The organism is Pseudanabaena sp. CCNP1317 (genome assembly GCF_034931345.1).
Lineage (GTDB): Bacteria > Cyanobacteriota > Cyanobacteriia > Pseudanabaenales > Pseudanabaenaceae > Pseudanabaena > Pseudanabaena galeata.
The window spans coordinates 1-13,975 of sequence record NZ_JAYGIF010000121.1 but is presented as its reverse complement, the minus strand read 5'-3'; the positions used below and the strand labels follow the sequence as shown (position 1 = coordinate 13,975).

The 13,975-nt window shown below is 43.8% G+C and carries 13 protein-coding genes; 8 read left to right on the top strand and 5 right to left on the bottom strand.

What is annotated here, in order from left to right; translation table 11 throughout:
* Positions 1-122: 122 nt before the first annotated feature.
* The 3 genes from VB775_RS22045 to VB775_RS22035 form a co-directional block, all read right to left on the bottom strand.
* A complete protein-coding gene (locus VB775_RS22045) occupies positions 123-1,343 on the bottom strand; it encodes a DUF4336 domain-containing protein (RefSeq protein ID WP_281008980.1) in 1,221 nt (406 codons plus the stop codon).
* Positions 1,344-1,727: 384 nt separating this feature from the next.
* On the bottom strand, positions 1,728-3,335 hold the full coding sequence (locus VB775_RS22040) for an iron uptake porin (RefSeq protein WP_281008979.1): 1,608 nt from the start codon (positions 3,333-3,335) through the stop codon (positions 1,728-1,730).
* A 492-nt stretch (positions 3,336-3,827) separates the two neighbouring features.
* On the bottom strand, positions 3,828-4,100 hold the full coding sequence (locus tag VB775_RS22035; RefSeq protein ID WP_281008978.1) for a hypothetical protein: 273 nt from the start codon (positions 4,098-4,100) through the stop codon (positions 3,828-3,830).
* Positions 4,101-4,136: 36 nt separating this feature from the next.
* Here VB775_RS22035 and zwf point away from each other — a divergent pair, with 36 nt between their 5' ends.
* Both zwf and opcA read left to right on the top strand, forming a co-directional pair.
* A complete protein-coding gene (zwf, locus tag VB775_RS22030) occupies positions 4,137-5,666 on the top strand; it encodes a glucose-6-phosphate dehydrogenase (RefSeq protein WP_281008977.1) in 1,530 nt (509 codons plus the stop codon).
* 69 nt (positions 5,667-5,735) lie between these two features.
* Complete coding sequence (gene opcA, locus VB775_RS22025; RefSeq protein ID WP_281008976.1) at positions 5,736-6,857, top strand: glucose-6-phosphate dehydrogenase assembly protein OpcA; 1,122 nt, start codon at positions 5,736-5,738, stop codon at positions 6,855-6,857.
* Between the two features lie 391 nt (positions 6,858-7,248).
* Here the strand turns inward: opcA and VB775_RS22020 are convergent, their stop codons facing one another.
* Positions 7,249-9,927, bottom strand: a complete 2,679-nt coding sequence (locus tag VB775_RS22020; RefSeq protein WP_281008975.1) for a response regulator — start codon at positions 9,925-9,927, stop codon at positions 7,249-7,251.
* Positions 9,928-10,009: 82 nt separating this feature from the next.
* Positions 10,010-11,620 (bottom strand): methyl-accepting chemotaxis protein, encoded by a 1,611-nt coding sequence (locus VB775_RS22015; protein ID WP_281008974.1) that lies wholly within the window; start codon positions 11,618-11,620, stop codon positions 10,010-10,012.
* A 497-nt stretch (positions 11,621-12,117) separates the two neighbouring features.
* Between VB775_RS22015 and VB775_RS22010 the strand changes: the two genes are divergently transcribed.
* The 6 genes from VB775_RS22010 to VB775_RS21985 all read left to right on the top strand — a co-directional run bounded on the left by VB775_RS22010 (position 12,118) and on the right by VB775_RS21985 (position 13,806).
* Entirely contained in the window at positions 12,118-12,282 is a 165-nt protein-coding gene (locus VB775_RS22010; RefSeq protein WP_281008973.1) for a hypothetical protein, read from the top strand.
* Between the two features lie 128 nt (positions 12,283-12,410).
* A complete protein-coding gene (locus VB775_RS22005) occupies positions 12,411-12,626 on the top strand; it encodes a hypothetical protein (RefSeq protein WP_281008972.1) in 216 nt (71 codons plus the stop codon).
* Positions 12,627-12,753: 127 nt separating this feature from the next.
* Entirely contained in the window at positions 12,754-13,017 is a 264-nt protein-coding gene (locus tag VB775_RS22000) for a hypothetical protein (RefSeq protein ID WP_281008971.1), read from the top strand.
* Complete coding sequence (locus VB775_RS21995; RefSeq protein WP_281008970.1) at positions 12,998-13,261, top strand: Txe/YoeB family addiction module toxin; 264 nt, start codon at positions 12,998-13,000, stop codon at positions 13,259-13,261. Before VB775_RS22000 ends, VB775_RS21995 begins: the two co-directional genes overlap by 20 nt.
* Positions 13,215-13,415 (top strand): hypothetical protein, encoded by a 201-nt coding sequence (locus tag VB775_RS21990; RefSeq protein ID WP_281008969.1) that lies wholly within the window; start codon positions 13,215-13,217, stop codon positions 13,413-13,415. The genes VB775_RS21995 and VB775_RS21990 overlap by 47 nt, the downstream gene beginning before the upstream one ends.
* Positions 13,416-13,542: 127 nt before the next feature.
* Positions 13,543-13,806 carry a hypothetical protein gene (locus VB775_RS21985; protein WP_281008971.1) on the top strand — a complete coding sequence of 88 codons (264 nt, stop codon included), beginning with the start codon at positions 13,543-13,545 and terminating at the stop codon, positions 13,804-13,806.
* Positions 13,807-13,975 lie beyond the last annotated feature (169 nt).

The following is a 13,975-nucleotide window of genomic DNA, read 5'->3' as shown; positions in this document are numbered from 1 at the left end:
GCTAATTATAGCATAGATAACTTCTATTGATTCGAGAATCGCTCAATTTGTTTCTGGCTCACTTTCATCCCGTCACTCATCCTTGTATACGGATAGAGTGCGGGACTTCTCGTTCGCGTTAGTTAAATTTTTTCCTTTGCTTTTACAATAATGCGACTGCTTTGTAAAATATTATTGATTTGATTAAGAACTGTAAAGTCCCTTTCAGGAAGGTCAGGAATATTTGAAGGTTGAGGATTCTTCTCTAAGAAGCTAAAGGCTTGGCGAAATTCATGGGGTGTTACAGCGATCGCGTTGTCAAAATGGCAAGGAACAATCCGCACAAAATTCCAACTAGCAACCTTGTCTGCCCATGAGATCACGGCTTGAGGATCGCGATTGAGAATGAGAGTTTGAAGGATCGGCGCGACAAAAATACGTCCTTGTCCGCGTAAAGCTTCAAAGGACTGATACCAGTCATATTGCCAGCGAAAAGGGAATAGACCAAAAAAGGCTTTGCGCGATCGCTCTGGGGCTTTGCTAATATCTAGTAGAGATTGGAAAAAGGGAACGGTTTCCAAAACTTGTGGGCGGAAATAGAATAGAAATAGTGCAGTTCTTTGCCAACCACGTATCCGATTTACTTCTGTATCGACAATGGGTTCATCTGCACCATCTCTAGCATGAAATAGCAATGGATAGGGATCGATTTGTAATATTTCTGGCGGCTTTTCAGAAACAGAAACAATCGTATCTGTAACTAAAAGAGTCTGCGATCGCTTGTCGAACATTGCGACCTCCGCAAACCTTCCTAATCCTAGTTCAATCGAACCCAGAATTGCATAGTCAAACTGATCGGCAAAGGGAACCTTTGAGCTATCTTCAGGTAGTAGCGATGTGCGCCCCCAAGGCATTCCTAACCAACTAAGTGGCAAATTGAATGGGAAGCTCCATTGGTGCGGGGAGACATAAACGTGAGCCTTGGGGAACTGTCGCGCAAAGGGTCCCACAAATACCTTATGCTCAATTCCTGAAACCGTGGGCAAAATAATATATCTGACATCGCCATGTTCAGCGACCAGTTCATTTACGAGACGAATACATTCGGGAGTTGGGGCGACTGGAGCATATACCAGCAGTCCGCCAGCCGATAATTTCACTACCGTCATTCTGATCGGTACGACTACATAAAAAATCCCCTGAAGCTGCTCGAATGTCCAGATCGCATCCTTGACAATTTCGTTACGAATAGTGCGTCTCTGACCATAGGGGTAAAGCGGCACGACCTGCCAAAATTTCCACGACCAGTCCTTTGGGCTGCTTGGCTCATTATTAGACTTGTGATGTGTTGCTTGAGCAGTCATTAACCTCGCTCTCGGTACGCTTACTATTTACAGTGCGAATATCATAATGCGATCGCTAACACCAATCAAACTTTTATCAAATAATCATGTATTTGGCATGAGCTTTAGTAAATAGCTATGCCATTTTGCGTTTTTAAACCCCTTACTGAATTGGTATTACATCAAATCCAAACCAAGAAAAAAACTGCGAAGCAATGCTTGCAGTTTTTTCTTTTAGCTCGTTCGGCTGCAATTGCTGTCAATGGTTTCTTAAACCCTTCGGTAAATTAACGTCAGTTCGACAAAAGCGAAAAATGGTAAGAATCGCTTAGCGATTCTTACCATTTTTCGCTATTTGCTTCGTGCTTCGCACGAAGCAAATGGCTATATCGAATTCACGTTAAATTAGAACGAAAATACAGTCCTCAATGTGCCGACAGTAATGGTGCTATTGTCACTGTTGTTGTTGGGATTAAAAATGAACTGCAAATCAGGAGTGATACTGATATTGTCTGAGATCGGAAAGCGATAGAACAACTCCACATTGGTTTGAGTAGCGTTACCTACTTGACTCTCAATGAAAGGTTGTCCAACCGCGATCGCTGCCATTGCACCTTCCTTAAACAAATCAGGAAAAGCAAAACCCGCAGACCAAGTTTGGGGATTTAGAGAATCATTGGCTGTAGTTGTATAGGTGGGAAGCGCTGCGGAAATGGCATTACCGCGATTACTGATATTGCCGAATCCATAGCGTCCAAAAAGGGCTACAGATTTATTAAAAGCCCACTCAAGGTTTACGCCGCCTGTGTTGTAGTCCAGATTATTTACCGAGGCGCGAGTATATTGCAGACGGATCGCAAAGGGACTTGCATCATCAGCATTTTTCGGCGCAAACTCTAGCTCAACCGTACCTTGGTAAGGATCACCAAATAAGCCACGATTGATCGTGCCGTCAGAGGTCGGGCTATTAGCATTCTGAGCCACATAACCTGCTCTCAAGGTAAAAGCACTACCGCCAAAGTTCCATGCGATCGCTGCTCCAGCCCCATCATTCACAGGCAAAATCAAGGGGTTATTGATAAACATGCCACTAGAAAAATCGGCGGACTCGTCATTGGCAAAACTATTCGCATCCAGATGGTCGTTCAGCGACATGTTTGTGCCAATCGAAGCTTGGATATCTTTGCCAATCGGGAAATCGTAACGCAAGCGATTGAGTGTGGCGTTTGTGCCGACATCACTGTAATCAAATTTAGAACTGTTCCCAAATCCTGTGAACCCTAATAAGTTGTCTGCGGGAGCAAGAGAATTGCTTAGTCCAGTGCCGCCATTGCCAAGCTCAATCCGAGTGAGTAATAAATCTTCGCCAGTAAAACTCGTATTAAAGTTCAAGCGCACACGGCTGATCACAGTTGTATTCACCTTGCCCGCATTGGTTGTCAGCGCTCCAGTTGAGTCCAGCAGAAAATCAGTGCCTGAACTTCCGACCGAAACAGCCGCGATCGCTTGACCAGTGAGCTTAGTTGTCGTCGAGAATTGCTGCGCTTCCAGCTTGGCAGTTTTTGCATCAAGCGCATCGACACGTCCACGCAACGTTGCAAGTTCGGCGGCAAATTCTTCTTGCAATTTTTGTAATGTGGCGAGATCCTCTTTACTAACTTTATCGGCTAGTCCTGCGGAAATAATTTCATTAATTTTGTCGAGACAAGCATTTAAACCTGCGGCAAATTCATAGCGACTGGTGGCTTGCCTGCCGCGAAAGGTGCTGTCGGGGTAACCTGCGATGCATCCATAGCGCTCAACTAGGGACTGTAAAGCCGTAAAAGCCCAATCTGTGGGACGTACATCACTGAGTTGTGAAACTGACGTGACATTTTGGGTTAGGACATCCTTGATTGGTGGTAACGACTGAGCCGATACGTTGGATATAGCGCTAGGCAGCATTCCAATCGCCGAAAAGGCGATCGCGCCAACTAGAGACTTTTGTACTGGTTCAAACCAAACTTGCGACATAGCGTAACTCCTCACTTGCATGTATCACTCTTAATAGTAGTTAAAGTCATTAAACTAGAGACATCTTAAAGATTTTATGAACTTAATCCGCTCTGCAAATCTAGATTTTTCGATAAAATAGATGGTTTTAATATCAATAATTTTTATCAAATCGTTCTAAATCACTTTTTGCGATATTAATTAACGTGAGTTCGATATAGCCATTTGCGGCGTGCTTCGCACGCCGCAAATGTCGAAAAATGGTAAGAATCGCTTAGCGATTCTTACCATTTTTCGCTTTCGTCGAACTGACGTTAATTACATATTTAGCTATTTTTTTAAGAATGATAATCATTATCACACAATATGACTGTTAAGTACCTGTGCAGAATAAATTACCCAAACCCGTAAAGTTGCGCCCCTGCGGGGCGCAACTTTACGGGTTTGGGTTTGTAATTAATTATGCCCATCTACTTAAAACAGTAGCTCCGTAATAATTCGTTTATTGCTTTTTTACAGTGCTTTGCACCTACTCCCAAACCAAGATATTTCTTGAAAGTATTGCTTAGCAATACTTTCAAGAAATATCTTGGAGTTTATTTGATCGATAATTGCTGCAATATTTGAGGTTTTACCGCATCTCAAAATAAATTTCCAAATCTGTAAAGTTGCACCACTGAGGAGCGCAACTTTACAGATTTGGATGTGTAATTGATTATGTCCATAAAAATTAAGACTAGTGATCCTAAAGGAAAACAGACGATATTGCTTGAAAACGGAATGCATTAGCTAGAATCTAGCTAGCGTTCAACAACCGAGCCTGTGGTACAAATACTCGAAAATCCCTTACGGGTTGGTTTACAGCAAGAAAGAACACCTGAGCCATCGATTCTGGTAATCTTTGGTGCGTCGGGTGACTTGACGATCCGCAAGCTAGTTCCTGCAATCTATCACCTCAAACAACAACGTCGCCTACCGCCCGAACTCACAATCGTGGGTGTCGCTCGCCGACCTTGGAGCCATGACTATTTCCGAGAGCAAATGCGTGAGGGCGTAGAAAAGTTCTCCGTAGGTATTGGAGCCGAAGCAATTTGGGACGATTTTGCTGAAGGCTTGTATTATCAATCGCTTGACATGAGCAACCTTGACGATTACCGCAAACTTGATGAGTTTTTGGGGCAAATAGATAAAGAAAGAGGCACTCGTGGTAATCGTGTCTTTTATTTAGCTGTTTCGCCTAATTACTTTACCGATGCGATCGAAAAGTTGGGTCAGGCTGGCATGATTAAAAATGCCCAAAAAACGCGAGTGGTAATTGAGAAACCATTCGGACGTGATTTGTCGTCATGCCAAGACCTGAATCGGGTTGTGCAGAAATCCTGTGACGAAAAACAGATCTATCGTATTGACCACTATTTAGGCAAAGAAACCGTTCAAAATCTTTTAGTGCTGCGATTTGCTAATGCGATTTTTGAGCCATTATGGAATCGCCAGTTTATCGACCACATCCAAATCACAGTTGCCGAAACCGTTGGCGTTGAGGATCGGGCTGGTTATTACGAAAACTCTGGAGCGCTCAGGGATATGTTGCAAAACCACCTGATGCAGCTATTCTGTCTAACGGCTATGGAGCCACCAAACTCCATGGATGCAGATTCCCTCCGCAATGAGAAAGTGAAGGTGATTCAAGCGACTCGACTTGCCGACACTCGCAAATTAGAGCGTTCTTGTGTACGCGCTCAATACAGCGAGGGTTGGATGAAGGGGAAACAGGTGCAAGGCTATCGCCGCGAGCCAAATGTTAACCCTGAGTCCTTAGTACCAACCTATGTGGCAATGAAGTTTGAAGTCAATAATTGGCGTTGGCAGGGTGTTCCTTTCTATTTGCGAACTGGCAAACGGATGCCTAAAAAAGTCAGCGAAATTGCGATTCAGTTTCGTGATGTGCCTTATTTACTGTTTCAGTCGGCAGCTAAACAGGTGTCACCAAATGTGCTGACCCTAAGGATTCAACCCAATGAGGGGATTGCATTAAAGTTCGAGGCAAAAATGCCGGGGGCTGACCTGCGATCGCGATCAGTGGATATGGACTTTGGCTATGGCAAAACCTTTGGTATCGAAGGCTCCGATGCTTACGATCGCTTGTTGTTAGACTGTATGTTGGGCGATCAGACCTTATTTACACGCGGTGACGAAGTGGAAGCTGCTTGGAAAGTCGTGACTCCAGCGCTTTCTGCTTGGGAAATGCCCAATGATCCCAGCGTCGTGCCACAATACGAAGCAGGGACATGGGGACCATCTGAAGCTGAACAACTGATCGAACGTGATGGGCGGCAGTGGCGACGACTATAAACTCCTTAAATAATTTGGCAACGCCAAATTATTTAAGATCAATATAAACGGTGTTGATTCAACAAAATTATGAATACGCAAGCAACTTCCGTTGTATCTTTGCAAGCTCCCAAAGATGTCTCGGTATCTCAAGTCGAAGCAGAGCTAAGCAAAATCTGGCAGTCCTATGGCGAAAATTCGGCAGCCCGTGCTACTACCTTCAATCTATTAGTGTATGAACCAGAAACCATGGGTGCAGCATCACGGATGGCTTCCGTTGATGCGATCGTTTCTCAGAGTCCATGTCGAGTCATTGATTTGGTAACTCTCGATGAAGAAGATCAAGGTATATCCGCACAAGTAGCAGCCTACTGCCCAATTCAAAAAAGTCGTAGCTCCTTAATTTGTGGTGAATATATCACCCTCACTGGCGCGAAACGAGCCTTCGATCGCGTACATAGTATTCTTCCAGAATTACTGATCCCCGATCTACCTGTTTTTCTATGGTGGAAAGATAGCCCTGCGCCAAATACGCGCATGTTTGAGAAGCTAGTTAATTTAAGCAATCGCTTAATCATGGACTCAGCTACCTTTGCCAATTCTGAGGCAGACTTACTCAAAGTGCAAGGCATGATCCAAGCGGGTACGCAAATTGCAGATTTGAATTGGCAACGTCTTGCGCCTTGGCAAGAGTTGACTGCTCAAGCATTTGACCAACCCGATCGCCGTGCGGCAGTATGGGAAATTGATGGGATCACCATTGACTATGAACGCGGCAACAGTACGCAAGCGCTCATGTTTCTCGGCTGGATCGCTAGTCGCCTAGAGTGGGAACCTATTGAACGCAGTTCTGAAGGTGGTGACTACGATATCCAGCATATTATTTTTGAAGGTCGTAACCACATCCAAGTTAAAGCTGAATTAGCGGCGATTCCTGTGGGTGATGTAGGCGAGGTAGTTGGCGATCTAATTGGATTACGCCTGACAGCCTCTAATCAAAATACTGATGCTTGTAATGTATTTTGTTCAGAATCTACTGGCTGTATGCGGATGGAAGCTGGTGGTGGAGCGCAAAACTATCGTGTGCATCAAGTGTCACCTTTGTCCGATCAAAGTGCTGATACTCTTCTTGGTCAACAGCTTCAAAGATGGGGAAGGGAGGCTCTCTACGAAGAAAGTCTTGCATTAGTAGCTAAGATATTAGCTCTCTAAAAAGACGTGAGTTCGATATAGCCATTTATGGCGTGCAAAGCACGCCGTAAATGGCATAAACTGGCTTAGCGAGTCTTACCATTTTCTGATTTCATCGAACTGACGTTAAAAAGAAGCTAGCATCAGCGAGATTCTTTAAATTTTTTCTTGTATATATAGCGCTCCTAAATGAGTTGTAAGATTTTGAATGTTGTGAGAGTGCGCCCCTTCAGGGCGCACTCTCACAACCTATTTAGGATTGCTATAGCAACGTAAGTTTTGCTTAGGACATAAAACCCAAAAGATGAGTGGCGGCGCTTTGCGCCGCCACTCATCTTTTGGGTTTTGATTTGTCCTAGTTATCTCTTGCACTGCTATAGCAACGCACTCATTTTTTGGTATAGGTGCTTGCTTATAAAGGCAGAGATTGAGATTCTTTCTTAAGAGCTTTCTCATCGATTAAAGTACTAACTTTATTAACTAGCTCTAAAGTTGAAAACCCTTTAGTAAGGTAATCAGTTGCACCAAGACGACTGGTCTCACGCGACCATTCTTCAGCAAGACGTGATGAAATCACCAGAATCGGCATATCTAATCCTGCTTGACGACAGCGATCGATCAGCGTGAATCCATCCATACGCGGCATCTCAATATCCGTAATTAGCAAAGCAGGTTGACTGTGGCGTTGTAGCCATTGCCAAGCCTCCATCCCATCATCGCAAGTTGTAATTTCGTATCCTTGTGGCGACAAGCCACTTTCAATGCGGCGACGCATTAGAGCGGCATCATCTACGACTAAAATTTGCCGATCGCTAGATAGATCGAGGAAAGAAGCTGTTGATTGAGAACTAGAAATCGTAAGGAGTTCATTCCCTGATGAGAAGAACGCTTCCACAAAGGAAAGTGCGTCAATGACAGGAATCAGCTTCCCGTCAGGCATCAAGCTCATCCCGATCAAACCAATTGGAGCAACCAGAGGCGCAGGAATTGGATTTACCAATAGATCACTCTGTCCAACTAGGGTATCGGCAATTAACCAAACGCCACGATCGCTATCTGATTGTTTCGTCCGCACAGCGATCGCCGATGGTAAGAGGGTGCGGGTTTCAGTTTGTCCTTGCCAATATTGATAGAGATCGATCGCTGGTATTTTCCCTTTCTCTTCTTGTACCTCAATGGTGTAGTCTGAGCGTTCGGTCTTTTGCCAGAGCAGACTCTCAACGAGGGTAGTTGTGTAAATTTCGGAAGTGGGAACTGCAAAAGTGCGATCGCCTGCTTGCAGGAGCATACAGCGTACAAACAAATGCGGTACGGGAATCTGAATTGTAAAAGCTGTACCTTTGCCTAGTTGAGAGATAAGGCTAAGTTTGCCATTCATCAGTGCGACTTGACTTGCCACCACATCCATGCCCACGCCTCGACCAGAAATATCACTAACGACGGTAGTGGAAGTAAAGCCCGATTGACATAGGACGCTTAATAGTCGTTCAGAAGTGCTGGTATCCGTCAGTGGCAATCCTTTGGATTGGGCAATTTGACTAATGCGATCGGGATCAATGCCCCTTCCATCATCGCGAATGCTAAGGTCAAACATACTGCCTCTCCGTTTCAGAGACATTTCGATTTTACCCTGTAGCGGTTTGCCTAACTTCTCTCGTTCAGACGCATCTTCGATGCCATGATCGTAGGAATTACGCAATAAATGTAGTAGCACAGGTTCTAAGCTGCGAAGTGTGCCTGCATCAAGTTCCAGTTGCTCACCAATAATCGTAAACTGAACGACTTTGCCAACACGAGTCATTAAATCTCGTAAAATCCCTCTCGATCTAAAAGCTAGGGTTGAGAAGGGAACAAGGCGACTTTCTTCGATGGTTTGTTGGAGATTGCGTAAGCTGCGGTCAAGGATTTGGATACTGTCGGCTGTCCGCCTTGCCGATTCACCTGTTTCTGAGCCTAATTCAATTAAGCGCAGACTAATTTCTAGTAAGCGGTTAATGGCAGTATATCCTTGACGATAGCGCTCAATTTTTAGTCCATCCTGCTCCCCTGATGCGTCTAGCAATGCATAATCATCTTGAACTTCGCGTAATTGGGTAATGTATTGAACACTGTTTTGCGCGAGTGAGACTAACGGCAATAGATTCGAGTAAACTGATTGGTAAAAACCTTGTGTGGCACGTGTTGCCATCAAGGTTTCAACTAGATACTGGGACGATCGCTCTAGGCGATCAAGTGGCACAGGAATTTGAATGTCCGCCGTTGGCGAAACTGGTGCATAAGTAAATGCAGGAACTTCATTCCCAGCGATTGATGTTGATTCTATGCTTAGAGAGGGCACTGTTGCTTCTTGTTCAGCTTCAAAAATTCCACCTTGACGTGCGCTTTCTTTGACTTTTTTCAGAAATGGCATCCATTCTGCGTGCCATTGCTCACAATCTAGGCGATCGCATAGCTCACTCCCTTTTTGTAAAAATTCATGCCAAGTTGCCGCCAAGCTTATTTCTGTGCCAATTTCTTGTAACTGCGCCATAGTTTGCTTGGCGATCTCACAAGCTTCGGTCGGAACCTCACCTGTGAGCGGTAAATCTTCGATCGCCATTTCCAGTTCCAGTGTCACCAAATCAAAACCTTGATCGGCAAATTCTTGCTGAACTTGACGCATTTCGTTCCATTCAGGTAAATACTTAGATTGAATGCGATCGCGTAGGGTTTGAATATAGTTAACTGCTGCTTCGGGGTTGCTGAGTTCCCCCATCTGAACTGCACCGATCAGTAATTCACCAGCTTCAATCAAAGACTTCGCTAATTCGCCATCAGCCAAAGGTGGAGCAACATCTAGATAACGCAGATCGGAAAGAACATCCTCTAATATCGTCGATACTTGAAGTACTGCTTGAAAACCTACAGTAACAGAACCACCCTTAATCGTATGTACACAGCGATATAACTGCTGAATATCTTCGCGCCAACTGGCTATGCTTAACTGATGGACAGTCTGCACATAGAGTTGCAAATATTTCTGGGTATCTAATTCAAATAGAGTACGCAGTTCTTCTTGCAGTTGTAAATCATCAAATTCAGAATTTGGCATTATTTCGCTATTCGCTATCAATTTGTGATTAAGGGGCGGCGATAGATTTTTAGTGGAACGGCTTTGCTGAGCCACTAAAAATCTATCTGTCAGTAATCGATTCCATCTCGTCCATTTCCGTAATCTGCATTTCTAGCATTGGTGGTAAACGGAAAAACTGCACCCTTTCTAGTAGTTGCCTTGCCAACATGCCCATTTTGCCCGATTGATCACGGGTAAATTGGGCTTGAGAAGCAGAACGTTCCGCGATCGCTTCAATATCTTGGATCGAAGCTAAGCTAAATTTGACGGCTTCCGCAATTGAGCGTGATGAATCAGTTACGGCTACGCCGATTTCGGCTAACTCTTCAGTTACAGTTGCAATATTGGTAAATGACTGCTCCGAACTATTCACACTATTAGTGAAATCCGACACAAGGCTATTCACGTCGCGCACGTCTTGATCAATCCCCGACACAACCACATCCACAAATCCCGTCCTTTGTTGCAATACCACCAGCCCCTGATTGGTTTGGGTTGCCAAGTTATTTACCTGTGAGGCGATAGCTTCAAATTCCCTTGCGACGGAGACAAATTGTTCAGGATCGCGTTGTTCTAGCGCCCTTGCCGCGACCATAGATGCATTGGTCGCCAAAACCTGAGTTAAAGACGCAAGGCGTTTTTGATCCAACACAAATTGTTTCGCAAGCGCCACGAATTCCCCCAGATTTTTAATTCTTTGCACCATCTGTACAGTAGCCGCTTGCAGAGACTCAATCGAAGCCGTCAAGTAAATAATTTGTTCTTCCCCTTGTCGCACAGCCGATCGCACCCTCTGCACAGCTTTGTTGGCGGCGATCGCTTGTTGAGCTGCATCTTGGGCTAATTGGTTTACGTCCTCAATTCCTAAACGGGCTTGCACCACCAGTGCTTCCTGTTGCTCAGCGTTTTGGGATACGGCGATCGCTAACTGCTCAAGGCGATCGGTGCGGAGCGTTACCTGTTGAGCAGTTTGCAACACGGCGGCAAGTACCTCCGCTAACTGCTCTGATAGACGATTGAGCGTATCCGCAATTAAACCAGTTGCGTGGGGACTGACCTCAGCCTTAGCCGTCAAATCTCCCATCTCCAGTTCGGAAACCACATCCAGCAGGTGCGAAATTTCATCTTGAAAAATATTATTTTGGACTTCAGCCTCGACTTGAGCCGAAGACTGCTCTTGCTTATTTTGGGCAAGGTTAAAAGTCATCTGGTTAAAAATATCAGCTAACTTGCCAATTTCATCCTTTGCCCCAAGCTCCACATTTGCGCCAAAGTCCCCTGCGGCATATTGTCTAGCGATCGCTTCTAGCCCCCGAATCCTCTTGCTAAGCGTACTACCGATAAATAAACCGAATAGCGCACTAATCACAATCAAAATCACCCCTAAGCCAAACACAAATAATGTGGCATCGGATAGTTTCCTTTGCGCTTCTTGGTTGACAATCGGCGCGAGACTATTATTTAGATACAAAGCGGCGATCGCAAAGCCAATTAAGGATAAAAAGCTAGTTGAACCGATCGCAAAAATGATTTTGGCGCTAATCGGTAAATTATTTAACCAACTACTCCTATTGGAAGCTTGTCTAGATATCGGGGCAGCAGCAGCAACGGCAGCCTTCCTCTTTCTTTTTGCATTCGCTTTTTTGCTTGAAAAGGGAGGTTTATTTGCCATATGTAAACATATTCAACAGTTTAAGAATGCCAGAGACAGAATAACCTGCGATTTACTTGGTAGTAAACCGTCAATTATCTTATCTTTTAGGTTAGATGTTAACAACATACAGCTTTGTGTTGAAACTCTTGAGTGTGCTTCGCAACAATGTCAAAAATAATATTGGCTTCGACTACGCGCAGACATCGATAGCTGCGCGTAGTCGAAGCCATATCACTTGGTAATCTTCTAACGAATCGCCAGCTTGAGCAGTTATTTTTGTAACTCCTGCTTTGCTTCTTGGTAGACGCGGGTTTTCTTTAAATCACTGTAGTTAAACATTTATTTGCTAAGGAGGCAGGGTTTAAGATCCCCGACTTTTTTTCATTGTTTATAGGTTAACTCGATCTGTCATACAAAAAGTCGGGGATCTGCGCGTTTATAGTTTTCTGTTGCTTACCTAATTTGTTGCTAAAATTTTTAGGGTTGATGTTGTCGCAGGTGTTGGCAGGTGAGTTATGAACTTGTGGAAGCGTTGGTTTGCTAAGTCGAATGAAGAGCCAACGGCTCCTCTATCTGATCGCGAATATGAGCAGTTATTTAGTCAAGTCCTGCAAGGTGTGGCGGCGAATTGGGATGAGCAGAGGTTGTTAAAATTTTTGGGCGATCGCTTATCAAGTTAAGCTACTGATATAGCGTATTAAAGCATATTGAAGACGGGTTTATGAATGTTGTCTATCGCTTACAAGGTAATGAAAAAGATCGCGCATAATTTCAGCTCGTCCTGCTACTCGTAATGAAAGGAAGTTATATGAATCAAATTGAAGAGGATATCAAACTACAAATCAAGCCTCGTGCGACTGAGGCGGTATTGTTGCAAATTCCAGTTGATGCGATGCGATCGCTTGAGGAGGTTGCGGCAAGTCGAGATATGTCGATAGATGCGTTGCTGAAATTTTATATTGGGAATGGGTTGCGTGAAGACAAGGCTGAGTTATTTAGCGATCGGCAAAAATTCATTAATTAAGTTACGAGGTTGGATGTGTGATGAATTGGTTTAATTTAAGGGTTGTTAAACCTTTTGAGCGATCGCTGTTATGTATAGCTCTGTAAAAATTTATAAGCTATGCTTAAAGGGCAAGGAGGACAAATGTATGACGATCAAAGAGCAATTAATTCACGAAATTGAGCAAGCGCCTGAAGCATCGCTGATTAAGTTTATGCAGATTTGGCAGTTTGCCAAGCAATCAAGTTTTACGGCAGTTAGTTCTGAGGATTGGGAACAGCATCAGGAAACTTTGTTTGTTTTGCAAAATGATGATCTTATGAAACAGATATCTCGTTCTATGGCAACTCACGAACAACGGCAAGGTTATCAGCCTAGTAAGGAAGAGATGGATGAGATACTTAGTTTTTGAGGGTAATACATGGGAGGCTTATGAGGATCTCAGACAGAAAGATAAGAACCTTCACAAGAATCTTTGTAAAATCATCAAAGAGTTACTGCGGGACGATCCTGCTAAGGGTATAGGTAAACCAGAGCCGTTAAAGCATAATCTGTCTGGCTTATGGTCGAGGCGAATTTCTCAGAAAGATCGACTCGTCTATAAATTCGATGAGAAGTACGTCTATATATTTGCGATCGCTGGTCATTACGATTAAAGGAATTTCAGTAAGAGACATTCAGCGATCGATTGAGGAGGTTGCAGCAAGTCGAGATATGTCGATAGATGCGTTGCTAAAATTTTATATTGGGAATGGATTACGTGAAGATAAGGCTAAGTTATTTAGCGATCGGCAAAAATTCATTAATTAAGTTACGAGGTTGGATGCGTGATGAATTGGTTTAATTTAAGGGTTGTTAAAACTTTTGAGCGATCGCTGTTATGTATAGCTCTGTAAAAATTTATAAGCTATGCTTAAAGGGCAAGGAGGACAAATGTATGACGATCAAAGAGCAATTAATTCACGAAATTGAGCAAGCGCCTGAAGCATCGCTGATTAAGTTTATGCAGATTTGGCAGTTTGCCAAGCAATCAAGTTTTACGGCAGTTAGTTCTGAGGATTGGGAACAGCATCAGGAAACTTTGTTTGTTTTGCAAAATGATGATCTTATGAAACAGATATCTCGTTCTATGGCAACTCACGAACAACGGCAAGGTTATCAGCCTAGTAAGGAAGAGATGGATGAGATACTTAGTTTTTGAGGGTAATACATGGGAGGCTTATGAGGATCTCAGACAGAAAGATAACTGAGATCTTGCACCATTCAAGAAAAGGGGTTGCAGAAAGAGCAAAAATGTGAAAAAAAGGGCGTAGTAGTAAATTAAATAACGATCATGGAAAGCATCGTTAAGCACGCCCAAGGGCTAGTTT